General features: G+C 37.1%; 37 protein-coding genes. 21 read left to right on the forward strand and 16 right to left on the reverse strand.

The genetic code is table 11. From position 1 onward, the window contains the following. Positions 1-75 precede the first annotated feature (75 nt). Positions 76-252 carry a hypothetical protein gene (locus tag PI85_RS15705; RefSeq protein ID WP_008179752.1) on the reverse strand — a complete coding sequence of 59 codons (177 nt, stop codon included), beginning with the start codon at positions 250-252 and terminating at the stop codon, positions 76-78. A gap of 114 nt (positions 253-366) precedes the next feature. Continuing rightward, the gene (locus PI85_RS15710) at positions 367-1,071 is read right to left on the reverse strand and encodes a hypothetical protein (RefSeq protein ID WP_036125408.1); all 705 of its coding nucleotides are present in this window, start codon (positions 1,069-1,071) and stop codon (positions 367-369) included. A gap of 297 nt (positions 1,072-1,368) precedes the next feature. Here PI85_RS15710 and PI85_RS15715 point away from each other — a divergent pair, with 297 nt between their 5' ends. The 5 genes from PI85_RS15715 to PI85_RS15735 all read left to right on the forward strand — a co-directional run bounded on the left by PI85_RS15715 (position 1,369) and on the right by PI85_RS15735 (position 3,851). Next, positions 1,369-1,653, forward strand: coding sequence for a DUF5316 domain-containing protein (locus PI85_RS15715; RefSeq protein WP_036125409.1), 285 nt, complete (start codon positions 1,369-1,371; stop codon positions 1,651-1,653). 34 nt (positions 1,654-1,687) lie between these two features. Beyond that, complete coding sequence (locus tag PI85_RS15720) at positions 1,688-1,894, forward strand: hypothetical protein (RefSeq protein ID WP_225316212.1); 207 nt, start codon at positions 1,688-1,690, stop codon at positions 1,892-1,894. 106 nt (positions 1,895-2,000) lie between these two features. Further along, on the forward strand, positions 2,001-2,309 hold the full coding sequence (locus tag PI85_RS15725; RefSeq protein WP_008179743.1) for a hypothetical protein: 309 nt from the start codon (positions 2,001-2,003) through the stop codon (positions 2,307-2,309). Between the two features lie 108 nt (positions 2,310-2,417). Beyond that, a complete protein-coding gene (locus PI85_RS15730) occupies positions 2,418-2,837 on the forward strand; it encodes a hypothetical protein (protein ID WP_025117043.1) in 420 nt (139 codons plus the stop codon). Between the two features lie 201 nt (positions 2,838-3,038). Next, the gene (locus PI85_RS15735) at positions 3,039-3,851 is read left to right on the forward strand and encodes a DnaD domain protein (RefSeq protein WP_036125415.1); all 813 of its coding nucleotides are present in this window, start codon (positions 3,039-3,041) and stop codon (positions 3,849-3,851) included. A gap of 5 nt (positions 3,852-3,856) precedes the next feature. Here PI85_RS15735 and PI85_RS15740 read toward each other — a convergent pair whose 3' ends face one another. Beyond that, entirely contained in the window at positions 3,857-4,765 is a 909-nt protein-coding gene (locus PI85_RS15740) for a phosphotransferase family protein (protein ID WP_235318497.1), read from the reverse strand. A gap of 377 nt (positions 4,766-5,142) precedes the next feature. On the opposite strand from PI85_RS15740, the gene PI85_RS15745 reads away from it, so the two are divergent. Both PI85_RS15745 and PI85_RS15750 read left to right on the forward strand, forming a co-directional pair. Beyond that, complete coding sequence (locus tag PI85_RS15745) at positions 5,143-5,922, forward strand: N-acetylmuramoyl-L-alanine amidase (RefSeq protein ID WP_036125416.1); 780 nt, start codon at positions 5,143-5,145, stop codon at positions 5,920-5,922. 112 nt (positions 5,923-6,034) lie between these two features. Beyond that, complete coding sequence (locus PI85_RS15750; protein WP_036125418.1) at positions 6,035-6,319, forward strand: hypothetical protein; 285 nt, start codon at positions 6,035-6,037, stop codon at positions 6,317-6,319. A 42-nt stretch (positions 6,320-6,361) separates the two neighbouring features. Here PI85_RS15750 and PI85_RS15755 read toward each other — a convergent pair whose 3' ends face one another. The 3 genes from PI85_RS15755 to PI85_RS15765 form a co-directional block, all read right to left on the reverse strand. Continuing rightward, on the reverse strand, positions 6,362-6,964 hold the full coding sequence (locus tag PI85_RS15755; protein WP_036125419.1) for a copper amine oxidase N-terminal domain-containing protein: 603 nt from the start codon (positions 6,962-6,964) through the stop codon (positions 6,362-6,364). Between the two features lie 315 nt (positions 6,965-7,279). Continuing rightward, on the reverse strand, positions 7,280-7,987 hold the full coding sequence (locus tag PI85_RS15760; RefSeq protein ID WP_036125420.1) for a DNA alkylation repair protein: 708 nt from the start codon (positions 7,985-7,987) through the stop codon (positions 7,280-7,282). Positions 7,988-8,158: 171 nt separating this feature from the next. Next, positions 8,159-8,779 (reverse strand): hypothetical protein, encoded by a 621-nt coding sequence (locus tag PI85_RS15765; protein WP_052323535.1) that lies wholly within the window; start codon positions 8,777-8,779, stop codon positions 8,159-8,161. A gap of 272 nt (positions 8,780-9,051) precedes the next feature. On the opposite strand from PI85_RS15765, the gene PI85_RS15770 reads away from it, so the two are divergent. From PI85_RS15770 to PI85_RS24455, 4 genes are all read left to right on the forward strand, one after another. Then, complete coding sequence (locus PI85_RS15770) at positions 9,052-9,324, forward strand: KGG domain-containing protein (protein ID WP_369794264.1); 273 nt, start codon at positions 9,052-9,054, stop codon at positions 9,322-9,324. A gap of 208 nt (positions 9,325-9,532) precedes the next feature. Beyond that, a complete protein-coding gene (locus PI85_RS15775; RefSeq protein WP_036125424.1) occupies positions 9,533-10,090 on the forward strand; it encodes a hypothetical protein in 558 nt (185 codons plus the stop codon). Between the two features lie 72 nt (positions 10,091-10,162). Further along, entirely contained in the window at positions 10,163-10,345 is a 183-nt protein-coding gene (locus tag PI85_RS24700; protein WP_235318499.1) for a hypothetical protein, read from the forward strand. 248 nt (positions 10,346-10,593) lie between these two features. Next, on the forward strand, positions 10,594-10,812 hold the full coding sequence (locus PI85_RS24455) for a hypothetical protein (protein WP_036127863.1): 219 nt from the start codon (positions 10,594-10,596) through the stop codon (positions 10,810-10,812). A 69-nt stretch (positions 10,813-10,881) separates the two neighbouring features. Here PI85_RS24455 and PI85_RS15785 read toward each other — a convergent pair whose 3' ends face one another. Beyond that, entirely contained in the window at positions 10,882-11,379 is a 498-nt protein-coding gene (locus PI85_RS15785) for a hypothetical protein (protein ID WP_036125427.1), read from the reverse strand. Positions 11,380-11,787: 408 nt separating this feature from the next. Here PI85_RS15785 and PI85_RS15790 point away from each other — a divergent pair, with 408 nt between their 5' ends. The 3 genes from PI85_RS15790 (at position 11,788) to PI85_RS25070 (ending at position 13,666) form a co-directional block, all read left to right on the forward strand. Continuing rightward, positions 11,788-12,825: a low specificity L-threonine aldolase gene (locus PI85_RS15790; protein WP_036125429.1), complete on the forward strand. Its 1,038-nt coding sequence runs from the start codon at positions 11,788-11,790 to the stop codon at positions 12,823-12,825. A 96-nt stretch (positions 12,826-12,921) separates the two neighbouring features. After that, the gene (locus PI85_RS15795) at positions 12,922-13,470 is read left to right on the forward strand and encodes a DUF1697 domain-containing protein (RefSeq protein WP_036125430.1); all 549 of its coding nucleotides are present in this window, start codon (positions 12,922-12,924) and stop codon (positions 13,468-13,470) included. Positions 13,471-13,534: 64 nt separating this feature from the next. Then, positions 13,535-13,666, forward strand: a complete 132-nt coding sequence (locus PI85_RS25070) for a hypothetical protein (protein WP_255350105.1) — start codon at positions 13,535-13,537, stop codon at positions 13,664-13,666. A 283-nt stretch (positions 13,667-13,949) separates the two neighbouring features. Here the strand turns inward: PI85_RS25070 and PI85_RS15800 are convergent, their stop codons facing one another. Next, positions 13,950-14,150, reverse strand: a complete 201-nt coding sequence (locus tag PI85_RS15800; protein ID WP_036125431.1) for a hypothetical protein — start codon at positions 14,148-14,150, stop codon at positions 13,950-13,952. A gap of 164 nt (positions 14,151-14,314) precedes the next feature. Here PI85_RS15800 and PI85_RS15805 point away from each other — a divergent pair, with 164 nt between their 5' ends. Next, positions 14,315-15,118, forward strand: coding sequence for an SDR family NAD(P)-dependent oxidoreductase (locus PI85_RS15805; RefSeq protein ID WP_036125432.1), 804 nt, complete (start codon positions 14,315-14,317; stop codon positions 15,116-15,118). Positions 15,119-15,187: 69 nt separating this feature from the next. Here the strand turns inward: PI85_RS15805 and PI85_RS15810 are convergent, their stop codons facing one another. The 3 genes from PI85_RS15810 to PI85_RS15830 all read right to left on the reverse strand — a co-directional run bounded on the left by PI85_RS15810 (position 15,188) and on the right by PI85_RS15830 (position 18,432). After that, positions 15,188-15,691, reverse strand: coding sequence for a DinB family protein (locus PI85_RS15810; RefSeq protein ID WP_036125434.1), 504 nt, complete (start codon positions 15,689-15,691; stop codon positions 15,188-15,190). A gap of 385 nt (positions 15,692-16,076) precedes the next feature. Beyond that, entirely contained in the window at positions 16,077-16,949 is an 873-nt protein-coding gene (locus PI85_RS15820) for a DMT family transporter (RefSeq protein ID WP_036125438.1), read from the reverse strand. Positions 16,950-17,472: 523 nt separating this feature from the next. Continuing rightward, positions 17,473-18,432 carry a bile acid:sodium symporter family protein gene (locus tag PI85_RS15830; protein WP_036125441.1) on the reverse strand — a complete coding sequence of 320 codons (960 nt, stop codon included), beginning with the start codon at positions 18,430-18,432 and terminating at the stop codon, positions 17,473-17,475. 270 nt (positions 18,433-18,702) lie between these two features. Between PI85_RS15830 and PI85_RS15835 the strand changes: the two genes are divergently transcribed. Beyond that, positions 18,703-19,131: a HEAT repeat domain-containing protein gene (locus PI85_RS15835; RefSeq protein WP_036125442.1), complete on the forward strand. Its 429-nt coding sequence runs from the start codon at positions 18,703-18,705 to the stop codon at positions 19,129-19,131. Positions 19,132-19,205: 74 nt separating this feature from the next. On the opposite strand, the gene PI85_RS24900 is transcribed toward PI85_RS15835, so the two are convergent. The 4 genes from PI85_RS24900 to PI85_RS25170 form a co-directional block, all read right to left on the reverse strand. Beyond that, positions 19,206-19,436 (reverse strand): hypothetical protein, encoded by a 231-nt coding sequence (locus PI85_RS24900; RefSeq protein ID WP_036125446.1) that lies wholly within the window; start codon positions 19,434-19,436, stop codon positions 19,206-19,208. A gap of 233 nt (positions 19,437-19,669) precedes the next feature. Continuing rightward, positions 19,670-20,299, reverse strand: coding sequence for a LysE family translocator (locus tag PI85_RS15845; protein WP_036125448.1), 630 nt, complete (start codon positions 20,297-20,299; stop codon positions 19,670-19,672). A 110-nt stretch (positions 20,300-20,409) separates the two neighbouring features. Beyond that, positions 20,410-20,604 (reverse strand): hypothetical protein, encoded by a 195-nt coding sequence (locus tag PI85_RS15850; protein ID WP_036125450.1) that lies wholly within the window; start codon positions 20,602-20,604, stop codon positions 20,410-20,412. A 701-nt stretch (positions 20,605-21,305) separates the two neighbouring features. Next, the gene (locus tag PI85_RS25170) at positions 21,306-21,758 is read right to left on the reverse strand and encodes a CBO0543 family protein (RefSeq protein ID WP_036125452.1); all 453 of its coding nucleotides are present in this window, start codon (positions 21,756-21,758) and stop codon (positions 21,306-21,308) included. Between the two features lie 149 nt (positions 21,759-21,907). On the opposite strand from PI85_RS25170, the gene PI85_RS15860 reads away from it, so the two are divergent. The 3 genes from PI85_RS15860 (at position 21,908) to PI85_RS15870 (ending at position 25,117) form a co-directional block, all read left to right on the forward strand. Next, a complete protein-coding gene (locus PI85_RS15860; protein ID WP_036127865.1) occupies positions 21,908-22,162 on the forward strand; it encodes a hypothetical protein in 255 nt (84 codons plus the stop codon). Positions 22,163-22,465: 303 nt separating this feature from the next. Next, positions 22,466-24,238 (forward strand): oleate hydratase, encoded by a 1,773-nt coding sequence (locus PI85_RS15865; protein WP_036125453.1) that lies wholly within the window; start codon positions 22,466-22,468, stop codon positions 24,236-24,238. A 249-nt stretch (positions 24,239-24,487) separates the two neighbouring features. Next, on the forward strand, positions 24,488-25,117 hold the full coding sequence (locus PI85_RS15870) for a copper amine oxidase N-terminal domain-containing protein (RefSeq protein WP_235318500.1): 630 nt from the start codon (positions 24,488-24,490) through the stop codon (positions 25,115-25,117). A 101-nt stretch (positions 25,118-25,218) separates the two neighbouring features. On the opposite strand, the gene PI85_RS15875 is transcribed toward PI85_RS15870, so the two are convergent. After that, positions 25,219-25,680: a GNAT family N-acetyltransferase gene (locus PI85_RS15875; protein ID WP_036125456.1), complete on the reverse strand. Its 462-nt coding sequence runs from the start codon at positions 25,678-25,680 to the stop codon at positions 25,219-25,221. A 78-nt stretch (positions 25,681-25,758) separates the two neighbouring features. Between PI85_RS15875 and PI85_RS15880 the strand changes: the two genes are divergently transcribed. Together PI85_RS15880 and PI85_RS15885 are read left to right on the forward strand one after the other, a co-directional pair. Then, the gene (locus PI85_RS15880) at positions 25,759-26,157 is read left to right on the forward strand and encodes a pyrimidine dimer DNA glycosylase/endonuclease V (RefSeq protein ID WP_036125458.1); all 399 of its coding nucleotides are present in this window, start codon (positions 25,759-25,761) and stop codon (positions 26,155-26,157) included. A 16-nt stretch (positions 26,158-26,173) separates the two neighbouring features. Then, positions 26,174-26,794: an HAD family hydrolase gene (locus tag PI85_RS15885; RefSeq protein WP_036125463.1), complete on the forward strand. Its 621-nt coding sequence runs from the start codon at positions 26,174-26,176 to the stop codon at positions 26,792-26,794. Positions 26,795-26,812 lie beyond the last annotated feature (18 nt).

Consider the following 26,812-nt stretch of genomic DNA (forward strand, 5'->3'; position numbering starts at 1 on the left):
TATATAACAATGCTAACATTATGAGGGAAATTATTCAAAATAAAAAAGAAGAGCACATTGAGTGCCCTTCTTTTCTTAACGACGATGCTCTACAAGGTCAATAGCTCCTAACACAATATGAGCTAAACCAAAGCCAAAAATGGTGTTGGCCACCATTTTATTAGAGCCATGCTTTTGCTTCATGGCATATCCTGCCGCTGTGACAGCCGACCCGAGAATAGTTGGGATTAAACCTTCACGAACATTATTCATAAAATTGATCCCTCCGTCGTATGATTCGGTATAAGTTTCATACCATACTTACTATGAACGTTTGCAGCCTATCCTATACGAATAAATAATAGGTTGAAAATATACGGCTGTCATTTATTGTTGAATAGGTGCTACTTCTATTTGATCGATCATAAATTCGTTTTTCGTATGATTGTATTTATAGGTAATGTGGAAATCAGCTACATAGATAGGAAAGACACTAGCTGCAAGGGTCAATTGTATCTTTTGATTTTCTAAATAGTAAATCGTTATCCCACCAAAGCCTAGTTCATCCTGCTGTAATTCTAGCTCTGGATCGACATGGTAGTCAAAGTGGTATTCCTTGCCCAGTGCTCGGCCCGTAATCGTTAATGTTTCATGATCCTTTTTCACAACGTTTGACTCAATATGTTGAGCAACAATTTCCTCATAATAATGGACCTTTATTTCTTGTAAGTCCTGATCTACTATATGAATATCATAATTATCTAGCCCCGTTCCTCTGCCAGTTTGAATGATGATAACTGCTTCTTCTTTGCCATCCTCCGTCATATCTATGTAAAACACTTGTGGCTCGGTACCTGTATCACTAGGGTTGTTCCAATTAAAGTCCTTCACGTGCCCATTAATTTCTAGCTTTACGCCATCTCCTTTCTTATACAGTTTTACTTCTTGATTGTCAGATGCCCCGATTAAAGTGGTATCTATATGTGTTGGGCTGTGGGATTTCTTCGAAACTCGTTCTTCTTTTTGATCTGATTGGCATCCTGAAAATATAACTGTACTTAACAATAGCAATGTACCAATTTCTTTTTTCAATCGTATCTACACCTTTCTTATTCTTTGTAAAATCTATGTTATTTATCACGAATAGCTGCAAGCCATAATGGGGAAGAAGCGAATCTACATAAGCGAATTATTACTACAGAAATTTTTCTCACACTACAAAGTAGGCTTAGTACAAAACAGCAACACGATATCGGACATTACAATAATTTACAAAATAAAGCAATTTCCTCTTTCTAGTATATAGTTGTTGGAGTAAATATGAAAATTTTGGATTTATTGAAACGAAAATGAAGCTTTAACCGTATACTAAAGTAAGGGGGTGCGGAAATGAAATATGTAGGCATCGGAGCAATATTGTCCATCCTAGGTGTAGTATTTTCAATCCTAATATGGGGTACAGAAAAAGCGCATTTACTTTCTGGATTAGTAGGTGGAATATTCATAATATTCGCTTTACTGATGTCGGGGTCAATGGGGAGTGGGGATAGAATGCGTGCTAATTTTGCAACAGAAACAAAAGAAGATCGGGACGAACGCAATCATATGATGAATAACGCGTTATTGTTAGCATTACCGAATATTATTGTCGCTATCTTTGCTTATTATATGTGAACATACCAGCTCATTCGAAAGGATGTTGTGTACCTTGGATAAAGAAAAAGATTATTATTCAGAAGCCTCTAGATATACACTTGCAGTTGTTCTCTTCACACTCATCATTTGGGGCATCTATGATTGGCGAAATGCAACACCCAATGGTTTTCAATTTTTATTAATTAATGAAATTGTTATCACTCTTGGGATTACACGCTACATTTTGAAGAAACGAGATCAGAAAAGAAAGCGCTCTTAATAATCTTTACATAGATAATCAATAAAAGTGTCACATCTACCCTAGGTGTGGCTTTTTTTGTTGCATTTAATAAGTAAAAGTACATTTGCAATAGAGAGGTGGTACTATGCAATTAACAGATGGTACACGGACGTTTGAAACGGATATAATTGATGAAGCTGCTAGAAAAAAGGAACGTGATGAGCAGGAGCGGGAGATGCTTAATGCCTTTGCACGCTATGCATATCTTCGATACAAGCAAATACGGGATAAGGTCAATCCGCGTAAATGCAAATACATGTATATCCATCAAGTTCGCCAACAATTAACTTCACCCGCAAGACTGCAACGCGTTTGCAATCTTGTAGGCATGACGGATGAAGAAGTACTTTATATTGTAGAATTTGTCCGCAAGTATTTGAAATACGTCAAATAAAAGCCTCATCATTGAATGGGGTTTTTTTACATAATTTCTAGGGAGAATTGTTTCTCAATACCCCACTCCATATAGTATGATGAACGTGGATAAAGGAGTGAAGCGATTTTGAGATTCATTAAATGGTTAGTTGTTTTTATTATTTTCATTGGTATAGTTGGCTATGGTGTATTACATTTTGGCACGAAATTTGCGTCTGAAAAAATTGTCAATACACTCTCAACAGAATTAGAGAATAGTGGACAAATGGAAGAAATAAAAAATACGATTGAAAATGATCCGGAGTTAAAAGCCTATATGGAAGAGGCGAAAACGGTTGATAGTAGTACGTTACCGTTTACATCAAAAGAAGATGCTACGAAAGTAATCATTCAAAAGGTTGGCATTACAGAGCTCAATGATATTCGTGTGAAATTACAAGATGGCTCCATGACAAAGGAAGAGGCATTGCAACAGGTAGAAGGAAAATTATCAGATGAAGAAATAGCTGCATTAAAAGTTATAATTTATAAAGAGCTGTACGAATAAACAAGGCAATTGTAAAATGGGCAGTTAGCCTAGAGGAGGCACTTACTAAATGGTAAGTGTCTTTTTTGCTGTACATGTATGCAGAAGGCCATACTCTGAAAACAACCACAAATTTTAGTGAATTAGAAAAATTGTCCCTTTTAACCTCATGTCCATTTATATAGATGGTACAGAGATTAATTGTAGGGGAGAGGGGTAGCTATGATCTACAGAGTAGTAAAGAACGAAAATTTTGTCGTATTGGACAAGGGCTTTTTAAATGATGATCAATTAAGTTGGAAGGCCAAGGGGTTACTTGCCTATATGCTGTCATTACCAGATGATTGGGATTTTTGTCTGACTGATTTGGCGACACGTAGTAAATGTGGACGTGAAGCAACTGCTAGCATTATCAATGAACTGATTTTGGCAGGTTATCTTCAAAAGGTGCAGGAGCGAACAAAGGATGGGAAATTCAGCAAGGTGGAGTTTGTCGTTTTTGAAGTATCAAAACGTGCTGTCCAGCCGTCAACGGGTTATCCGTCAACGGTCGCACCACAAACGGAAAAGCCCACACAACTAAATAATAAATTACTAAATAACCAATTACTAAAAAATAAAAATGATGATCAACCATCACATACAGCCGACTACTTTTACGAACAACAAGGCTTTGGCTCACTGTCGGCGTATATAACGGCAAAAATTCATTCCTGGCTTACCATTTTTTCAGAGGAAATCGTCATTCACGCGATGAAGCTAGCTGTGGAACACAATGTATTGCGCTGGCGGTATGTTGAGAAGATATTGCAAAATTGGCATCATAAACAACTAAAGACCATGGCAGATATTGCTTCAGATCAAAGGCGCTTTCAGGCGAAGAAGATAAAAGTGACGGACATTCCAGTCAATAGACGTCAAGAGACTATTCCGCAGTGGTTTCATCATCGACATGAAGAGGAACGGCCACAGCAGCCAACCATTAATTTTGAAGCAGAACGACAAAAAATATTAGCGCTGCTCGAAAGTGGTTAAACGTCCTAATTTTCGGCATACCATAACGGCTTCACGGATGAAAAGGAAGCATGATCCTCCAAAATTAGCTGAATTCTGGCTAATGCATCGTCAAACGATTGCGGATCATATTGGCGTGTCCAAGCAATAGTTGCAATGACATTCATCGCGGCATATAAGGCATAAAGGCGCCAAAACTGGTCATCTGGTGGCTGTGTGAAATACCCATTTATTTGCCCGACGCAATAGGGGACGCTTCGCCGTCTACTAAACAGGGCTAGATTATAAAAATCATGATAGGGATCACCGACATCATAGCCATTGAAATCAATAACCCCATTGAAGCAGTTTTGGTGACAAATAATGTGACCAAGATGGTAATCATCATGAAGCAATGTAATAGGACGTTGTCTTAATAGCGGCCAATGTTCTTCGATAAAGCTCAATAATTTAGCTTCTTGCGGAATTTGATAAGAATCCTGTTGATAGGCTTGTAAATAATTAGTAAATTTCTCTTTTTGTAACGTCTCCCATTGGACAGTTTTTGGAGCTTTCACCTGATGAATTTTTCTTAATTCTTTCCCAGCCGCAAGACCGAGATGGAATTGCTCTGTGTCCGAAAGGTGAGGAATGATTTCATCCGCAGGGGTGCCTATTAAATAGCTCATAACCATCGCTGAAAGATCGTTGTCAGGGAGGGCCATATATTCAATGGCCTTATGTGTTTGAACTCCCTGTAGCTCTAAGTCCTGCAACAAAGTAAATTCAGTCCATCTTTTGTCGTGGTGTGCGAGATCGGATAGCCGTACAAAGTAAGGTGTATCATCAACTGTTACAACATATTTGGTATCAGAGGAATAGCCTTTGTCGATTTTTTTAATAGCAGTGTAACCTTGTAAGCTAGTTAATCGATTCATGATATTTTTTATAACCACTTTATCTCTCTCCTTCCAGTTTAGAAGATACAAAATACTATATGGAGCTGTCCTTTGTCAATGTACCTGCTGAAGTGAAATGATCATTTATTCATCATTTTAAATAATAGTCATGAGCACAACTCACTAGAAAAAATGGTGTAGCTTGCATTTACTAGAATAAGTGAATGTTATTTCATTCACGGTCATTAGCTTGACATGTGTAGCAGCAAAAAAGGTGAAATAGAGCAGTCACCCATTCAGCCCCATCAGTCAACCATGGCAAATAGTTAGAATATCGCCCTATAACTAGTTGTTGATTCTCCCCTAAAATCGACATAACTAATGAATAACATGGTTGTCATTCGCAAAAAAATGGTAGGAAAGGATGGTGCATAATGAGTTTTGTTATTGAAATGCAAATAATGTCAGGTTTACCGAATCAGCCGCTCACCGCTATCAAGTACGTGGTAGCGCATGAATCAGGTAACAGCACAAACACAGGTCCAAACGCATTAGAAAATGAAATTGCCTATATGAATAAAAATAAAGCCAATGCCTTCGTTTCTCACTGGGTAGGGGGAGGTGGACGTATTGTGCAAGTAGCACCCGTTAACCGCGTCCAATATGGCTGTGGACCAAAAGGGAATCCATATAGCTATGCCCAAGTAGAGCTAGCGCGGACTTCCGATAAGGAACAATTTAAAAAGGATTATGCGGCTTATATTTGGTTATTACGCAAAATGGCTATAGAAGCAGGAGTACCAACTATTTTAGATGGTACCGGCAACGGCATTAAATCCCATCGATGGATTGCCGATAATTTGGGCGGCACCACACACAAAGATCCGTTTGCCTATTTAATGAGTATGGGTGTTACCGAAGCACAGTTCCAACAAGATATAAAAAATGGACTGGAGGAGGAGTTAACCGTGTCACAATATAATGAGTTGAAGCAGGAAATAGAGGCTTTAAAAAGTCTATTAGCAACTAAAGCCAGTTTACAATCCGACCGAGAAGTTGGCGCATCTTATAAAGAAGCATGGGATTGGGCTATTCGAGAAGGTATTATCCGAGGAGATGGTAGTAAAAATATGAATCCAGCAGGCGTTCTCACGCGGGAGCAAATGGCTACTATGCTCAAACGATATTACGATAAATTTGTCGATAATAAATAACTATGCTATAATATAGAAAGGATAAAGTTCGTTGAAACAGCGTGCTTTATCTTTTTTTTTTAAGATCTTTAGAACTTTTGTCGAAATAAATAGAAGAGAGGCGGGGGTTAGGATGTTAACAAAAATTAGAAAAGTAAAATTTGAGCAGGAACGAAAAAATCCGTTATACAATGTAGTCATGGAATGTCCAGAGGGAAAGCAATTATATGTAAAATTTGATTATACGTATAAGACTAAAAACTTCTGGCCATTGGAAGTAAATTATAATAAGAAAAATTATGGCGCTAAACTGGCATGGTATACAAATGAAGTTGAAAATATGACTGTTGCTGCCTTTTTAGAGAAAATTGCTAATAAAATTAATAAAAAATATCAGTTCGAGTTAAAACAACACTAAAAAAGCAGCATCCTTCAGGGGAAGCTGCTTTTTGCTTGTCCATTATTTTGTTGTAATATAGACCGTTAATTTGGCTTCATCAAATGTAACCTCTGCGCCAAGTGCTTGACTTACAAAACGTAAAGGTACCATTGTTGTTCCTTGATAAACTTCAGCAGGGTGACTAAGGTTAATGGTAGATGTCGTTCCATTTGCATCAACATAAGCCGTTTTGTTGCCAACTCCGATGACAATTTTCTTGCTGCCCTTTGTCGCAGTTACTTTTTTAGTAGCACTTTCATAAGAAACTGTTGCACCAAGTGCTTCAAAAATCGGTTTCATCGGTACCAATGTTGTGCCATTTTTCATGTAGGCGCTTGGCGTATAGCTTTGTTTTACATTATTCAAATAAACGGCTACCTTTGTCAATGTCGGTGCTTGTATTGCTGTTGTCGGCTTTGTATAGTTGCTTTGACCATCTGAGGACGAACCACCGCCGCTATTCCCATTATGATAATGATAGCCTGTACAAAGACCTTTTGCCTTTGACTTCTCTGAACAATTATGACCACCATTGCTATCGAGACGTCCTGGATGCGCGTCAGCAATCGAGGTAGTAGTGAAAAATAGTGTAACCATCGCTAAAAATAAGACCAGTTTTTTCATATGTATCCTCCTATTATCAAAATATGTAATTATTATACTATCAAAAAGTAAAATTTGGAATGTTTTTATAGTAAATTAGTAGTAAAAAACAACTATGAAGCTGTTATATACACAACATGGAAGGCACTAACAGATCAATTATTAGTGCCAATTTGCTTTAAACGGAGTTAATTTATTCATTTTAACTTCCCTGTTTTTGTGTAAGAGGCGATGGAGGACAGCAGCAAAGATTCTAAAACAAAATGTATCCATAACCATTTTTGTATGTAAAAAGGCATTCATCCATATTGGATCAATGCCTCTTAGTATGATTCATTAACATCTTACATATTTACGTTTAAAACCAAGCTTCCCTCGATCGAGTTCCTTTTGAATATTTTCATACGCATTCAATGTCGTGCTTTTTTTATTGTCACGCTTCATTTCCACAGGACCAACTGCCTGTGCGGTGGCCACTGCCTTATCGTGAAGGGGTACATAGGAAATCGCGACGGTGTAAAGGAAATTGTTCATCGCAGATTTTGTTCGTTCGGGTGCAGTATGAATCGTATTATTCACAACATCTAGCATACTCGCTAATTTGCTCTCAGAAAACTCGCTATCTTTGCGATTTCCTAAAAGCCAGCAATAGCAGCTCCAGCCCGCTGACATTTTTAGTTCCTCACCACTTGCAATCCATGCATCTGCCACCTCTTGTGCAATGGGGGATTCCGCTAAAGTGACTGCCACTACATAGTCAGATAGCATATAAAAATAGGCAGAATCCATCCATCGATCAAAGTCAGCCGCCGTCATCGTTTTTGGATCTGCAATGATACCCGCAAAGTACATGGCATCATAGTTGCCAGTAGCATAAAGCTCTTCTGCTAAAGCCTGATCGATTTTAATTTTTTTAGCAATCGGCTTCATCGCCCCAGTTGCCACGCCAAAAACCGGCTCATGTGCCCCATTCGACATATACATTTTCTTCGTACGTTCTTTGCCTAGCTCCTCCAGCTCCTGCATGACCATTTCTGCATTCATAGAAGCACTTCCTTTTTATCTAATTTCAACGCCATCCCTTATTATCCTATATGGAATGTCCTTTTGTCATGGTTGAACTAGTTTCATCTAGAGAGGAGAGGCTATTTATGCTTTCCGTGCGATTAGAATAAAAAATACCCTATTCAAATATAGTTGTTTACTTGAATGGGATTAAAGCCTATTCCAAATAAACATAAATTGTGCTGCATCCGCTTCAAGAGCTAGTTGGTGATACTCGGTCGATTCATCCTCAGTAATTAAGCGACCTTTTTGAACATTTAAAATGGCATGCTTAACAGAATCGGGATGTTCAACGGAATAGTGAGAATCCTTTAGGAGTGTCAGGGCAGATCGACATTTATGTTTATCAATGCGTTCATTTTTTCCTTTGAAGTATAATTTTATAAGGTAGGGGATGTCATCGATGATTAAACCAAACTCTGGGTTTGAACGCACGATTAAGTCACCACAAACCCAATTAGATTTACCTGGTTCAAACCACTGCACATTTTTGTTTTTAAAAAATTTTAAATAAGCTTTAATCGCTTCTTGATAATTTTTCTGCCGAGTAGGGAGGGCATTGTCTATCATATCGAGAAGGTAGGAGTCATTAAAATGATGCTCATGGTATTTTTTTAACCCCTCGCGTAATGCTTTCCAATAATCCTTAATTGGATGATAATCACCCTGATATTTAATATCTTTCACAAACTTCGTCTTGGCAGCACTTCCCTTCATCGTGAAGTCCGTAAATTGTGTTAAGCCAATAGATGGCTTTGTCAATATCGTCATTTTCACATCACCCTTCCTTCAAAAAATTACAAGGTTATAGATTAGTATTATATTGGAATGGATAAATTTATATGATTGCTCAAAGACTGATGAACGCTAGCATTGAGAGGTTCTACTACTATAGAAAAATTAATTTTTTGAAAAAAGGATGTTTAGATAGGATGGAGCTGGGAATATAAATAGCGAGCTAGTCAATAGCTCAAAAAAATAATTAGGAGGAATAGAAAATGGCTAACAAGCAAAACAATCGCAACAGAAACAACAATGAAAACATGACTGTCGAAGAAGCGGGACGTAAAGGCGGAGAAGCTACCTCCAAAAATCATGATCGTGATTTTTATGAAGAAATAGGACGTAAGGGCGGCGAGGCTACGTCTAAAAATCATGGACATGAATTTTATCAAGAGATCGGTCAAAAGGGTGGAGAAGCTACAGCTGACAACCACGGCGAGGAATTTTATGAGGAAATAGGTCGCAAAGGCGGCGAGGCTCGCAGCAAACAGCGTAGTACTAACTCCAACACCAACGGTAACCAAAATCGTTGAAGTAACAATAATCGCTAATTACGTTAAATAAAATATAACCCTTCACACATGAGGCGTTTGTAGTTTTTACTACAAGCGCCTTTTTTGTTGAGCATTTCCTCTATATGTATAGGATGAATTGGTTGAATTTATATGAATTGTAGTATATATTTAATCCGCTTCTATTATCGTTACATGAGAATGTTTGCAGAGGAAATGAGGACGGTTCATGACAAAACAACTAAAAGAGAAAGAACTATATGAAATCATCAACTCCGTTGTGCAGGCTGTTGGCATGACGATGACTATAAAGCAGGACCATTCAGGCGTAAATATGAGTTATAACTTTATTGGGGATTATGTGGGCTTTGATGCTGACCGTTTAATTGAGGCAAAGAATGAGTTGCAATATCCACTATCACTAGAAATGTATGTAAAAACAATGACCTTACATGAACTGGGTCATGCGGTGGATCGTGAAGCATTACAAACATCGCTTCCACGTACTATTGAAATTTTTACAATGAAAAAACAACATACCTTACAGGAAATTTATCTTCATGAGCATCTGTTAACGATGTTGCTGGAAGAACATGACATGAATATTCAATTTGAGCAAACAGCATGGGAAAATGCTTGGGCTCTCAATCGTAAACATCACTTCGTATGTGATGAGGATTTTGATTATATAAAGCAGCATAGCCTAGCGACCTATAAAAAAATATATGAGCAAGATTTACAGGCATATCACCATCTTTTGAACCAGCCTGTACCTCAATTAGCATAGCTAGAAATGATTATTTCATACCTTTCCAAGAATGAGATCAAACCAATTAGGGCAATGTAATACTACTTGGAGGTGATCATTTTGACAAAGGGCAAGCAATATAAACGTCAGTCAGAGTTGGCGGAATTAGCGACAGATTTAAGTCCAGATGATTTAGATGTGCGTGAAGATAATGCGTTAACAAAAGAACAAAAGAAAAATTCAACCGATACTCATTGTTCGAACGAATCATCATCACATAAATCTCAATCATAATTCACACACCACAATCCATTCGATTGTGGTATTATTTTTATCCGTCATTTCACCATAAATAGACGAAAGCCAGAGAAGTTGGATCAAATTGTCACATAACATAACAGAGAGCCATTCATTGAGAATGGTTCCTAAAACGAACTGTCCTCTAAAGGGGTAATGGGGAAATTTACATAGAAGAATAACTATCATTTTTTTATCAATGCAATGGTATAATCTTTATAATGGAAGAGGGAGGTATGGTAGAAATGGAATTTTTTATTATATTTATTGGCATCATCGTAGTCGTCAGCATCATCAGTAATGTTAGCAAAACATCGAACGAATCCAATGAGCAAATACATGATCTACAATCAACAAACGATTTCCATGGGCATCATTCACATACTACTATTCAGGAGAACTATCATTGTGCTGACAATAGTTCAACAACTCATGATTCGTCATGCGGTCCTTCAGGGGATTGATCAATGAGTTGAATGGAAGAGGATTAAAAAAGCCTAATGATCAATAATACTCATTAGGCAAATTCATATTTATAATTGATGTGCTTGAATGGACTGTCTTTGATGTAGTTTTTTCATCGCAAATCGAGCAATAGGCTGTGCTAATAAAAGTTCAATCCAAAAGGCCACAGCAAAATTCCTTGGCCAAATGTGAAGAAATTGTTGAAAGGGCTCTAAGCTAATTTGCTTGGTTCCTACCCAAGGACCAATGATTGATAAAAAAATAGACAATACCGTTACATGTAATAATGTATCCAATAGCACGCGTGCATTGAACCCATCGGTTGGGCCTATTATAACAGGCATTATTTTTCCAACTAAGGGACCCGCAACTGCTCTCACTAATAAAATGACAATGACCCACATAATGGGAATAATTTTAAGTGTCTCCGTATATACAGCTATATTGAAACCTCGTTCTAGCCCAACAATAATGGGTGCAATGGTATTGACAGAAATAACTGAAACAATCAATAAAAATAAAGTACCCTCTTTTGCGTTTTGTGGTAGCCGATCTTCTTTATACATACTTATCCTCTCCATTTATAATATTTTCAGATGGCAGAGATTTGTGAAACAAGTCGGCTTGTACACTATGCGTGAGGGCAAAATTTGATATATATTCGCCCCATTACTGCGCATTGATACAATAAGTATATCAGTTAGTTTACAGTTAAACAAATGGAAATTATGAATTAAAGGATGATCTACAGGTGGAATGAGCATAGCGAATATACAGCAATAGGTTAAGCTGAAAGCGAGTGTCCTGTATTATCTATGCCCGTAGTTTCTCCTTGTCGTTGAATGTGGATCAACATTCTTCTGTTAGCAGCCTTCAAAGCTAAATAAGTCCTTCCGACTAACTAACCATAGATTATTACCATCATAAGGTTGTAAAATAAGGGATAGATACAGAGAGAATTTGGAGGGAAAGATATGATACGATTTGAAAATGATTATGCAGAAGGCGCCCATCCGCAAATTTTGCAAAAATTAGTGGAAACCAATGAAGAGCAATCGCCGGGTTATGGCATGGATGCGCATTCTGAAAAAGCTAGAGCGTATATCAAAAAAGCGATAGCGGCTGAGCAGGCAGACGTTCATTTTTTAGTTGGTGGCACGCAGACGAATACAACTGTAATCGCCTCCATCCTACGTCCTCATCAAGGCGTTATTGCTGCAACTACAGGCCATATTGCTGTCCATGAGACAGGGGCAATTGAAGCGACTGGTCATAAAGTGCTTACTTTGCCTAGTGATGATGGCAAAATAACGGCCGCACAGGTTAAAGCATGCTACGACGCGCACTGGCAAGATAGCACACATGAACATATGGTACAGCCGGGCTTAGTGTACATATCTCATCCAACAGAAAATGGAACAACTTATAGTAAAGCTGAATTAGCCGCATTAAGTAAAGTTTGCCGGGATTGTGGATTGCCATTGTTTCTAGATGGAGCCCGTTTAGGCTATGGTTTAGTAGCACAGGATAATGATTTATCTTTAGCAGATATTGCTCAGCTTTGCGATGTATTTTATATAGGTGGTACAAAAATGGGGGCACTATTTGGCGAGGCGGTCGTAATCGTGAATCCTGCCTACCAACGAGATTTTCGCTATATGATCAAACAAAGAGGTGGGCTATTGGCTAAAGGTAGATTACTAGGTCTTCAGTTTGAAACATTATTGGAGAACCATCTTTATTTGGATATTGCCCAACATGCGGTAGAGATGGCCATGCTCATTCAACAGGCATTTATCAATAAAGGCTTTGCATTACGCTATGATTCGAAAACCAATCAGCAATTCCCAATTTTACCGAATGATTTACTGAAAACATTAGGCGAAAAATATTCATTCTCCGTTTGGGAATCATTCGATGAAACACATACGGTTGTTCGTTTTTGTACAAGCTGGGCGACAAAAAAAGAAAATGTGGAGCGTTTAATAAAGGACATTGAGCGTTTAGCATAAGGATTAAACTGCACTTGGACTCCCTAGGTGCAGTTTTCCTTTATTATTCCCTAATTATGGCTATAATGAGAGTAGAGAGAAAGGTGGGAGTGTAGGATGAACTACGTAGCATTACTAAGAGGGATTAATGTAGGTGGGCATAATAAAATAAAAATGGCTGACTTAAGGGAAGCTCTTATACCGCTAGGATTGCAAAACATTCGTACCTATATTCAAAGTGGAAATATTCTTTTTGAATCGACCGAATTAGAGGAAGTTTTGCAGAAGCAAATTCATGAAACAATCCAAATGAATTTTGATATTACAAGTACAGTCATCATTAGAACCGCTGAAGAAATTCAGCATATCGTCAACAATTGCCCATTTTCTCAGCAAGACATCGCTGAAGCAAGTGCCACAGCAGTTGGGGAAAGCCTACATGTTTCCTTTTTACCTGCTGCCCCAACAGAAGAAAATCGTCATAAGTACTTATCCTATGAAAATGATCAAGAGCGTTGCGTCATCATTGGCAGAGAGGTTTATCTTTTATTTTACAAGAGCATCCGCAACGCCAAACTGAGCCAACAATTGCCGAAGCTCGAGATGCCCGCAACGGTTCGTAATTGGAAAACTATCATGAAGCTTACGTCAATGTTTGAATTATGACACGGGCTCAATTAGGTTATTTCATTTATCCAATTACCTACTTCATCGTAAGAACGATCAATCAATGGAGGAAACAAGCATCTATTACATGGGGCGAAAACGTGACAATGATGATAATTACGATGGTCATCATATATCTCTTTATTTTGCTGTGGAATTGGTCGAAAAAGCCGTATCAATGGGGGAAGAAAAATAATAAGGAAACATAAAAACGGGAGCAATTTTCACTTCTTTTGAAGAGATGCTCTCGTTTTATTTTTTTAGTTGTGTTAATAAAAAGTAAGCGATCATATAAAAAAGCTGTAGCGAGGTTATTCGCTACAGCCAAGAATTGGTTGACCCTTTGAGGTTTTCCAATGTATTATAGCATAATTATTTATTTCTTGCATAGAAGGGGGAGGATTGAGGTGTCTTGCATTGTAACACGCCACCAATTTTAACTGTCTATCGATGAGGCATATATTCACCTACTCGCGACCTTACTTAAATTTCTCTGGCTTAGCTACTTTAATGGATGCAGCTTCCCCACATTTTGTGCAAAACGTTAAAATAAGTGGAGATCCAGTAGCCATAATTGAACCGAACGGCCGTATATTTCCTTCACTCGTGAAACTGCCAATTTGTCCTAAAGCAAAGGCATCGTTTCCACATGCTTTACAATTCATTTTATCATTTTCCATATAAACACCTCTTTATGTAATTTATGTAAATATAACATAAAAAAGATGGCATCAGGTAATCAATGGGCTAGTCTTTTTAGTTTAAAAATAAATAGTTTAATGTTAAACTGTTTACTGAAAATAAAGAGTGTGTTGCTCTTTTTTGTTTTAAGGAGGAATGAAATATGAATCGTGTACAAAATAAAGTAGCTTTAGTAACAGGTGGCGCATCAGGAATTGGTTTATCAGCAGCGATCTTATTAGCCAAGGAAGGCGCAAATGTGGTTATTGCTGATTTCAATATAGAGGGTGCTCAAGAAGCGGCACATTCTTTAGTGAAAGAAGGTTACGAGGCTTCAGCGATTTTCCTTGATGCAGGGGATGCTTCTTCAATTGAAGCGGCAGTGAACTTCACGGTGGAACAATACGGTACATTAACTGTATTGTTTAACAATGTTGGTTTAACAAACTTGCAGAAGGATTTAGATGTGGTGAATATCGACTTAGATGAATGGGATCGTTTAGTCAATGTGAACTTAAAATCCATTTTACTTGGAAGTCGCTTTGCCATACCACATATGCAAAAGGCAGGAGGGGGCTCTATTATTAACACAGCTTCCATGGCTGCATTCGCTAGTGACCAAATCCGTACAGCCTATGGTGCTACAAAGGCAGGAGTGGTCAATATGACTAAAAACATTGCCACTCAATATGGCAAAGATAAAATTCGCTGTAATGCGGTCGCACCAGGTCTCATTTTAACACCAGCAGCAAAAAATAATATGCCAGATGAATTGCTAGCAATCTATTCTAAATTCAATGCCCTACCATACCATGGTGAAGCAGATGATATCGGTCACGCAGTGGTATTTTTAGCCTCGGACGAATCAAAATTTATGACGGGTCAAACAATGCAAATTGAAGGTGGCCATTATTTAGCAAACCCAACCATTGCAGACACAAATAATTGGTTAGCTACTCTTAAATAAGCGCTCAAAAAAGAGGTTGTCCTTTAATGGGCAACCTCGCTTTGAATATTGTGTCTGTCTTAGCTTCATTTACATTTGGGGGGCTTGCAACCCGAACTGTGCCCATTCCTCTTTGGCGGGACCGTAAATGCCTGGAACAGGTAAGCCGGCTTGTCGCATGAGCACAGTTATTTGTCCACGATGATGACTTTGATGTTGCAATAGAAATAATAAAAGAGAGCCGTTAGGGATGGATTGACCAATAAAATCAATCATTTCATTCATGGTCTGGTCTGTCCATTGTGTTTTTACTGCTTCAATAAAGGCATTACTCGCTTGATGATAACTATCTGCAATCAATTGAGCGGAAGTGGGAACAGGATAATCCTCTGCTGGTGCCTCAAAGGTTAGATCGGTATTGGCGGAAATAATTCGAATAGCTGTGACAGTATGCCAAGCAATACGTCCTAAAGTCCAATGTTCAGCCGTTATTGCTTGATGAAGCGATTCATCGGTAAGCTGGTGGAGTAAATTTTGCGTAGCAGTAGCTTCAAATGTCCAAGATTGTAAAAAATGCTCTACTGTTTGAAACATAAAATAACCCTCCTAAAATGAAGTCTTTAAGGTTAAATAGTATTATTTTTCCCTCTATTTTGTTCCCAATAGAAAAGCAAAATAAAGTACGGCATAAACAGGAAGTGCGGTGGAAGTGGCGATATACATTGTCCACTCACCAATCGTTAGTTTTCTTTTCCATTTCGTTAATTTAAGATGTCTGCGATACACCATACTGGAAATAAGTATGGCTAGAAATGATAGTTCCTTAATGGAATCTAAAAGGGGAATCAAATCATCAGCTCCTTTAAACTGTTGCAATATATGAGGCGAGCTGTAGGAACATGACTACAAATAACGGCATAACCGCCAGTAGCTGAATTAAAAAAGTGCGCCTCTATACAAGATAGAAACGCACATTCTTTTACTCTTCTCGAATGACCATAAATACACCGCTAAAAATGAAAAGCGAGCCCAACCAAAATGAAAGACCAATCGTCTCCCCTAAAAGGAGCCAGCCTAAAAATGTACCGACAACGGGCTGAAAGAAGAAAAATAAGCCCCCACTAGAAGCATTCATTAGTTGAAGCCCTTTATTCCACAATAAAAAACCACCAGCAGTTGAAACAATACCTAAATAGAGCAAGCCACCTGAAATCGTTGGCTGCACAACAATGGATAGATTCATCTCATTTAACCTTGGAATGACAAAAGGCGTCAATAGGATAACGGCAATGAAGGAAGAATAGGTTGTCACCACTATTTGAGAGTAATGACTTGGAACTTTTTTTACTAGAACAGACATCAATGCCCATGTTAAGGCGGCAAGCAATAAGTAGAGTCCACCTAATTGTTGGGTACTATCAATTCCGCCATGGCCCACAATGACACCAACACCAATTGTTGCTAGGATAATAGACAAGCACTTTTTGATGGTTATGTCTTCCTTTAATAGGACACGTGCAAAGACAACCATAAAAGCAGGTGTTGTAGCCGTAATAATCGCACCCATTTGTGCAGTGGAAAGCAGGGTGCCCATTTCTTGAGTAACAATCGAAATCGTATTGCCGATCAGACCGACAAGAAAAATAAGGAGCCAATCCTTTTTGGCGATTTTCCAAGATTGTTTCGTCATAATGCCAATCAAACCAAGTGTAAAGACGGCAATTACATAACGAATCCAAACAAGCTCTAACGGTGGCACGACCTCCACCACCACTTTGACAACTACATACATAGCGCCCCAAATGCTCGCCGCAAGCGATAAAAAGAAGGCGCCGATTAGTTTTTTTCTCATGTTTTTTCCTCCGTTTTCATAGTTACCTATGTCCTTAACGGAGAAAAAGCGCTTCTACCGTTAAGGAAGAAGAAGTGCTGGAACGTCCTGTTCAAATAATGGAGCATACATCATCTAGATCACACCATCCTATTCATGTATTTTTATCAGTATAAGGGAAAAGTCTATGATTTCATAGAATAGCCACGCTAATTTCGAGCTGTTCTAAATAAAGATAGAATACTAAAAACAGACCCTATGAATCCACAAACGAAGAATATATAAGCTACCAGTAGGGACATAGCTTCCAAGTGATCGGTAAAGATTTTATAGGCTCCTACTAAAAATAATGCTAAGCCACTAATGAAACAAATGAAATTCCTATTTTTAACAGTCATAACATCCCCCCTAAAAATTAGATTGGCAAATGAAGCTCGATACACTCTAAAAACAATAAAAGAGGAGTGGCACTAATAAAATTAAAATAGCTCTATCCCATAAACAGTAATAACTTTGATCATGTCTTTTTTCATGAAAACACCACCTAATGTGAAACTTGATTGTCAGCCATCACAGTGGTACTTTTTATCACCATTTTACTAAAAATTGAAGCAAGCACTTGTTGAAATAACATACCAAACACGACAGGCATTGCTACTTTACCTGGGAAGTATGTTGTGGCCACAATGACCCCAACGGCAATATTTCTCATACCTCCAGTATAGACAAAGGTAGCCATATGTGAATAGTCTTTTAGCAGATAGCGACCAATCAAAAAGGCGAAGACATAGCCTGAAACAGCAATCAGAAACACTAATAATATAACGAACAATAGGTGTAGATTAAAATCTTTCAAGTATGGAGCGATCGCACTGCTATTAATTAAAATAACAGCAAATAAACATAGCTTTGAAAAAGGCGCAAGCTTCTTTCCCATTTTCTTTGGTATTTTTCCCTTTGACCATTCATTCACCAATATACCTACAATCGTCGGTAAGACAATCATTAAGAGTAAGTTAAGTATAAGCGAGAGAACGTCTAATTCAATTTTTTCACCAGACACAAAGAAGAGAATGAAAGGGAGAATGAATGGAGAAAGGAGCGTATCGATTAAAATGATCGATAAGCCTAACGGTAAGTTTCCTTTGCAAATATTGATCCAAATAACACTTGTAACACCTGTTGGAAGTGCAACCGCTAAAACAAATCCGACCGTTAACAAATGGTCATCAAAGATAACAGTAGATAAGAAATACGCCCATAACGGCATTAATAGGTGAAGAAAAATAATGGAGAAGATAATAAGTCCGGGATGCTTCACAAAGATTTTTACATCTTTAAATTTCATATGTAAGCTTCCTGAAAATGTCATGAATGCAAATAGCCATGATACGAGGAATAATAAGCTTTGTCCTATGCTTTCTAATAATACACCTAAAATTAAACTTAATGGTGTCAAGATCGCAATGTATTTTTGGAGAAATACATTTAATTTTTCTAACATCAAAAGACCTTCTTTTTCATCTGATTTTATAACTTTATGTTAATAATAACAAGAAGAATAGGGGGATAGGTAAATAAAAAAGCAGAAGGTCCAATAGCGCTCGGTCAAATGAAAACGAGCGCTAATCCTTTTTACAGAAGGTAGTGACCCCTTAATGGTATTTGTCCTTATCAACGAATCATCGCTATTTTCACCAAGACAACGTATAATAAGTGAAGCAGAAGAAAAAGAATTTATTTTTCCTCTAGTTAAAAAAAGAGGTGCAATTACTTGAAACAGTTTGAAACAGCATTACCCGAGCAGTATGAAGCATTAAAAAAACAGGCCAATTATACATCTAGCTGGCGAGAGCGTTTAGACGCAGTCGAAAAGTTATCGGCTTATCAACATGACAAAATTATAGATTTATTAATTAATCGTATGCAGCATGATACTGTCTACAAGGTGCAAGTAGCAGCCTATGAAGCGCTTGCGGCGCTTGGCGCGGACGTAGAGAAGCCATCACCGGCACGTTTTGATATTATCAAAGGAACAGACAAAATTTTCCTGCGAGTTAAAAAGAGCTTGCCGAAGGACCATACAGTGGCAGATTTTGCGGATAAACTAAAACGGATGCGTTTAGATGTCTTTGATGCGTATGAAGGCGACAAAGGTGTACAATTTATGGATTGGTTAGAGGAACGTTGGGCAAAGCTGTAATCTGTAGTATTGCGATTTATGATTATGAAGGAAAGTCATTCTCTCCGCTTGTGGAGGGGATGGCTTTTTGCGGTTCATCTAAAATGATTATGCAACCACCAAACAACAAGAAACATACTCACTATCCCCCAAGCAGTGGAACACCATATCCACCAAATTACGGATGTAGCTTTTGATGAGTTTTCCTCGTTTTCCCTATTTTCTTTTATAAAAGTGATCTTTCTTTCCATCCCTTTTTTCATAGAAGTGAGAACTACAAATCCAATTAGTATGAAACCAATAGTTATCCAAAGTAATAGGTCCAATTTTACACTCCCTTTGAAAATTTTTCTTAAAAGAATGTTCTTCAACATTCTAGCCTGATTGTAGAAGAAAAGATTCTGCCTATCAACACAGAATTATGAAGTAAACTTTATAAATGATCAATTTGCTTGTCTCATTTGCATCATTTCTTTTGATATTTGCCTAATTTATAGTCAAACAGCCCCTTCAAAATGAAAGGAGCTGTTCGTGGGGGGCATAATTGTAAAATTCCGTATTAATGTGGAGCTTTTGTTTGCAGCAATTGGAAGCCTATATCAATAAATAGTATTCCTGTCGCCTTATTTAGAAGGCGTCCAAACTTTTGATTGCCTCGTAATTTTGTCGTCATATACGAGGAGAAGTAAGCAACAACTAAACACCAGACAAGTCCAGTTGCTGTAAAAGTAAGGCCTAAAAGGAGGAATGGAATGGGCCCAGATGCGTGAACATCAATAAATTGCGGGAGAAACGCAATGAAAAATAAGGAAACCTTTGGATTCGTCAAACTTGTAAATAGGCCCTGTATATAAATGTTTCTTAAGTTTAGTGTCCCTGTAGATGACTCAAAACCGATCGTTGACTGATCGCGTATCATCTTTATTCCTAAATAAGCGAGGTATATAACACCCATTACCTTAATGATTGTAAATAATATAATTGATTTTGTCAGAATGAGTGATAGACCAAAAGAAACCAATAACGTATGAATTAGGGAGCCAGTAATAATTCCAAAAACAGAATATACACCCGCTCTTTTTCCTTGGGCAATACTTCGCCCAATAATATACATAGTGTCTGCGCCAGGAACTAGATTTAATAAAATTCCTGTTAATAAAAACATTTCATAATTAATAATACCAAACATGTCAGCACCTCTATCTCTTTATTTTAGGGTGCCCTTATTGATAATAAAGGAAAAGACTTAGAAATAAAAGGATTTATTTATGTGGAAATTTACCTGAGAGTCCAAGTGGTTTATCGAGTATTGACTTGTTTTTTATCAGTTTTCTGTGTAAAAGGAATCCGTACAATACCGACGATCAATAAAATATTGCCTGTCCATCTTAGCCATACATAATAAGGATGATCCTTTAACAGAAACAGTGAGGTAAGGATAATAATCATCCCAATCCCAATGAGCAGCTTTATATAAATGGGTATTTTTGACATTCGCCAACCTCCTTTTATAAAAACTATTTGAATTTATAAAAAATGTCGAGAGGGGAAATCATACGAAATACATAGTAGCCTCACAACAGCGTTACTACGTATTCGGTCTTATACTTCATTTCGTTTAAAAATAAGAATGAGGATATTTAATAGAATCGTACTTACTAATAAGAATAGGAGCCAGTATGGAACTTCTTGATAAGAGCACTTCAATCCTTAATCTTCACAAGATGGACATTATAAATTAATTGGAACTAATCGAAATAGCACAAGCACTTAGACTTAATATGCGTATCGTTAATCAATAATGTTGAATTTGTTTCGAAGTTGCTGAAAGACTAGCAATGGGTAACGATATGGCCATTAATCCAAGGACTATGCTTCCCACATTTAGCATACTCATCATGGAACAGTTCCTCCTTTTTAATTTGAAAACGAAAATAGGGAGGAAAATGTTTTGATATATTGTAAATTTTACGTTTACTCAATCTTCCTAATAACTTATGTAAGTCCTATTAAACATATGAAGGGTCACTTTGGTTAGAAGTGACCCTAAGTAACAAATCAGGAGGTTGTTAAACTAGTTTAGCTTAACTACTACTATATATATGAAGCGTTCACTTAGTATATCTAGTTGATTGCCTCTTCAGTAGAAATTAAAACTATATTGAAGAAAAATTATTTTTTAGCAAAAAAAATAGTTATTGGAGGACGCGTATTTTCAGTAAAAATCTATAATACCCATACAAAAATAAATAAGGGAGCAAATAGGAGAAAAAGGTAAAATAAATATTCCATCCGTTTTGGTAGATGACCCTATCAAAGAAAACAAATATCCCTTCTAAAAAAGTGGTGAGCAAAGTCATTAATAGAAGAACCAAAAAAGGTTTGTTCGTTTTTTTTATGGAATAGATACAGTAGCAGGATAAGACAGGGTATATGCCAACATCAAAAGGTAGTGAAGCGAAGCTTTTTTGTTCGGGAAAAGGTAGCACCTCCCAAAAATCGAAATAAAAGCCGAGAGCATTCATGAGATAAGCAACGACGCTAAAAAATGGAGCCACTAAAAAAAGCAATACTTTATCTTTTTTGTATAGATGCATGAGACAAATCGTCCAAGGAATTAGAAAAACTAAAAATAAATGTAAAATCATCTTTTACCCTTTCATTACTAACTAATCTAATCTTTATTAGTATTACTGCAGAACCGTAGAAACATACAGATGTTGGTGATGTGAAAAATAACAACACGTCAAAAATATTTTATGGATGTGGACAATAATGAGGACGGGAGTTGAAAAAAGTGAGCGGAATTGATAAACGAAATCGATTAAGCGAGGAGCCATTTACGTATCAAATTATGAAAAAAGGGACTGTCGCTATTTATTACGAGGGGAAACAAATTAAAGTGGTTAAGGAAAAAGAGGCAGAGCGTCTTTTAGCAAAAATACATGAAGCGGAACAACAGACAATAGAAGTTCAATTATTATTAGCGAAATTGACAGGTAATTTTAAAAGAGGTAATGAAAAATTTGGTAAACATAAAAGGAAGTTTTAACTAAGGAGAATCAAAATTTATGTGACGAATGATTTTTTTAATATAATATTTATGCAATTTGTACATCCAATAATTGTATTCCATTTTCCTTTTTAAGGCATTGATCTAGGCGTAGATCGTAATTTTTTGTACTTCATCATCCACTTATAAAAATACAACCGACTGTTATGTCCAATTATAGGGGACTATGAATGGAGTGCTTTCTTTTGAATTTGAATATTTTGTTAATCATTCTCTCCTTTTACCATTTCTGTGGTAATTCATGTTATTCTATATTGGAATAATAAATATGGAGGCGGTAATATGTATTACAGCAATGGTAACTATGAAGCTTTCGCACGTCCTAAAAAACCGGAGGGAGTAGATAAAAAATCTGCTTATCTCATTGGTTCGGGCCTAGCCTCGCTGTCAGCAGCATGTTTTTTAATTCGTGATGGCCAAATGAAAGGTGAAAATATTCATATTCTGGAAGAGTTAGATATTTCAGGAGGTAGTCTTGATGGCATACTTAATCCGACGAGAGGATTTATTATTCGCGGTGGTCGAGAAATGGAAGATCATTTTGAATGCCTATGGGATTTATTCCGTTCCATTCCTTCATTAGAGGTAGACAATGCTTCTGTGTTAGATGAATTTTATTGGTTAAACAAAGAGGACCCCAATTATTCAAAATGTCGTTTAATAAAAGATAGAGGTCAAAGACTTGAGGATGATGGCAAATTCACCTTATCGGATCAGTCATCCGAGGAAATGATTAAATTATTCTTTACACCTGAGGAAAAGCTAGAGGATAAAAAAATTACAGATGTTTTCTCAGAGGAATTCTTTGAATCGAACTTTTGGCTGTATTGGTCCACTATGTTTGCGTTTGAAAAATGGCATTCAGCAATGGAAATGCGCCGTTATATTATGCGTTTCATTCACCATATTGGTGGATTACCAGATCTATCAGCATTGAAATTTACGAAATATAACCAGTATGAATCGTTAGTGCTGCCGATGATAAAATATTTAGAAGGTCATGATGTTGATTTTCAATATAATACGGTAGTGGAGAATGTTTTGGTCGATAAAGTGGGCGACAAAAAAGTAGCTCATACATTAGTTTTAAGAAAAAATGGTGAGAAAAAGAATATTGAACTTACAGAAAATGAATTGGTATTTGTGACAAATGGTAGTATCACAGAGAGTACAACATACGGGGATAATTATACACCAGCCCCTGTCAATAAAGAATTAGGTGGAAGCTGGTCACTGTGGAAAAACATCGCTGCCCAGGATACTGACTTTGGACGACCAGAAAAGTTCTGTGATAATCTTCCAGAGGAAAGCTGGTTTGTTTCCGCCACCCTAACAACTTTAGACGATCGAGTGGCACCTTATATTGAAAAAATTAGTAAAAGAGACCCGTATGCAGGCAAAGTAGTGACTGGAGGTATTGTCACAGCTACAGATTCTAATTGGATGCTAAGCTATACGTTAAACCGACAACCTCACTTTAAGCATCAACCAAAAGACCAATTAGTCGTTTGGATTTATGGTTTACTATCAAATAAACCAGGTGATTTTATTAAAAAAAGCATTACGGAATGTTCAGGTATTGAGATAGCACAAGAGTGGCTCTACCATATGGGTGTACCGGTTGATGAAATTCCAGACATCGCCGAAAATTCCTGTAATACGATTCCGTGCTATATGCCTTATATCACCTCTTATTTCATGCCAAGAGCCATGGGGGATCGTCCACTAGTTGTGCCAGAAGGGTCTGCTAATTTAGCCTTCATTGGCAACTTTAGTGAAACTGTAAGAGATACCGTTTTTACTACTGAATATTCAGTAAGAACTGCGATGGAGGCAGTCTATCAATTATTAAATATTGATCGTGGAGTTCCAGAAGTATTCGCCTCTTCTTTTGATGTTCGCACATTATTAGCTTCAACTGCTCGCTTATTAGATGGCAAAAAATTAACAGATATTGATGCGCCATTTATTTTAAAACAAATTGGTAAATTAGGAATTCACAAAACAAAAGATACGATTATTTATGACTTACTGAAAGAAAGTAAATTAATATAGACAAGTGATACAGGCTGAAATCAGCTCAAAAAATAGACAAAGTCTTGAATAGGACTTTGTCTATTTTTTTCTATTACAATCCTAGAAAGATTTAACGGAATTTAATAAAACTATTAAATTTAGTAAAAATATGATATTTTAGACATGGATAATGACTAGATGAAAGAGTGGGAATCATGAAAAAATTAGTGAGTGGTTTACTGGCGCTGGTCGTTTTATTACAGGTAGGTACTGTCCAAGGTACTGCCTATACGAGCTGTAGGTGAAAAGCTAAAAGCTAAGGTAAATTGGGATAACACTACAAAAACGGCTACGGTCATCACTGACAAGACGGTGATGAAAATGACACTTGGCTCAAAGGTATTAAAAGTCAATAATGAGCAAATTCAAATGGATGTCTCATTACTTTTAGAAAATGGCAGCATTTTTTTACCCATTAGATTTATTGGTGATGCATTAGGGCATAGTACGTATTGGGATAAAAAAGCTCGGATGGCTAGTTCCTCTTCAGAGCAAAATAGGTTCGTTGTTTATGCACAACCACTGTTTTATCGGGATGGCTATAAGCTGCTAGATGAGGCGATTAACAAAGTGAAGAATTTGTCGAATGTCGCGCAAAAAAGACAATACTTAAAGCCATATTTTACTGATGAAATGATTAATTTAATTATTATGAGAAATGTAACCTATACAGATTTATCTCCATATACAACAAGTTATAATTATTATTATCCAAAAGAAACAAATATGTATATCTATCGTAGTGAGAGTTTACCTAATCAATCTAATGAAATTTCTCAGCAGATTTTAATCACGAAGAGAAATAATCAATGGGTAATAGGTTCTTTGAGCGAACGTATGTATGAGCCGATGCCATAAAACGAAATAAACATCAAAAAAGTCGCCCTATCATATAGGCGACTTTTTGATTATATGCATCAGAAGGGCTGAGCGCAAGTTTTTCATTGCTTGAGAGTACTCTACAACTCAAAGCGCATCGTATGGTTCATATCCTGAAACCCAAGTTTTCCATATAAAGCGATAGCTCCTTTATTTCCAGACAGAACGTTCAACTCCAAATAATCCAATTTGCGCGTATCAGCCCATTTCTTCGCTTCTAGCAGTAGGGCCGTTCCAATTCCTTTACTTTGATATCGCTTGCCAACAATGACATCAATAATAAAAGCGTATTTGTATTCAACCATGCATGTATAACGAGGGGTCGTCATTTCCTTTAGTAATAAAAACCCTACGATTTCTTGATCTTTTTCAGCGATTAAAATATCGGAATCTTCCTCGATAATTGTAAAGCGAATAAAATTGACATCTTGTTTAGTAGGTCTGATATATTTAGGTTGTAGAATGGACATTTCTAAAAAGAGCTCTTGGTATAACACCTCGATTTGTGGAATGGCATCAAGTGTGGCAATTTTTATTTCCATAGTAATATACCTCCATTTGTGTTTTATTAATATGGAATATTTTACATGATTGGGTGAATAATAGAAAGGGGAGAGAGCGTGAGATTATGGCATGTAGATTTAATAGCCTTCCTACCAAAAGGGCAGCTACTTTCACAATGGCGAGAATTAAACAGTATATTTGCCAAGGAGGATAAGCATATACTCATTAATTATATATACGAATATCCTAAAGACGACTTGTTTATTTATACGGAAATGGTCATTGCTGAAATGAAGAAGCGTGGCTATCAAATTAGAACATTTGAAAAGATGAATAAATACTTTGAGGCGTTGGGGGCAGTCGAGGCAAAAACACCTTTCAAGCAGCATCATAATAAGGAATATCTTGACATTTGTTTTTATAATTTAAAAGAGAAGTATATACGTGGTCAGAAAGATTATGATGAGGACAAGTACCATCAATTATGTATGTTTGTCAACGGCAATCATGTATAGGGAAGGCGGAATGGTTATGCTACAGGCGATTATTTTTGATGTAGATGGGACAATTTTGGATACAGAACAAGCGATTTTACAGTCGCTGCAAAGGACATTGCGTGAGGAAACAGCAAAAGAGTATGCTTTGGATGAATTAAGGTTTGCCCTAGGCATTCCAGGGAAGGACACATTACAACAGCTTAACGTTGATAATATAGAGACAGTTCATCAAAAATGGTCTACAGCTGTTCTTGATTTTTCACAGGAGGTTTCGGTCTTTCCAAAATTAGAAGCGGTCATCCAATCTTTAGCAAGTAAACCCATACAGCTCGGCATTGTTACATCGAAAACAAGACAAGAAGTAACAGATGAGTTTGATCCTTTTGGGTTAAGTAATTATTTCACGCACATCATTAGTGCCAGTGATACGGAGCAACATAAACCTCACCCAGAGCCTCTTTTAGCCTGTCTGGAATTATTGCAGGTAGCCCCTGAGAATGCTATTTATATTGGGGATTCGGTATATGATTTGCAATGCGCCAAACAAGCAGGAGCCAAATTTGCTCTAGCTTTGTGGGGGGCCAAAACGACTAAGGGGTACGAAGAGGCAGATTATGTTTTACAGGAACCGAAGGATATTTTAACGATCATTTAAAAAGAGGCTGGGACAAAA

The organism is Lysinibacillus sp. A1 (assembly GCF_000801965.1).
In the GTDB taxonomy this organism is placed as follows: Bacteria; Bacillota; Bacilli; order Bacillales_A; family Planococcaceae; genus Lysinibacillus; species Lysinibacillus fusiformis.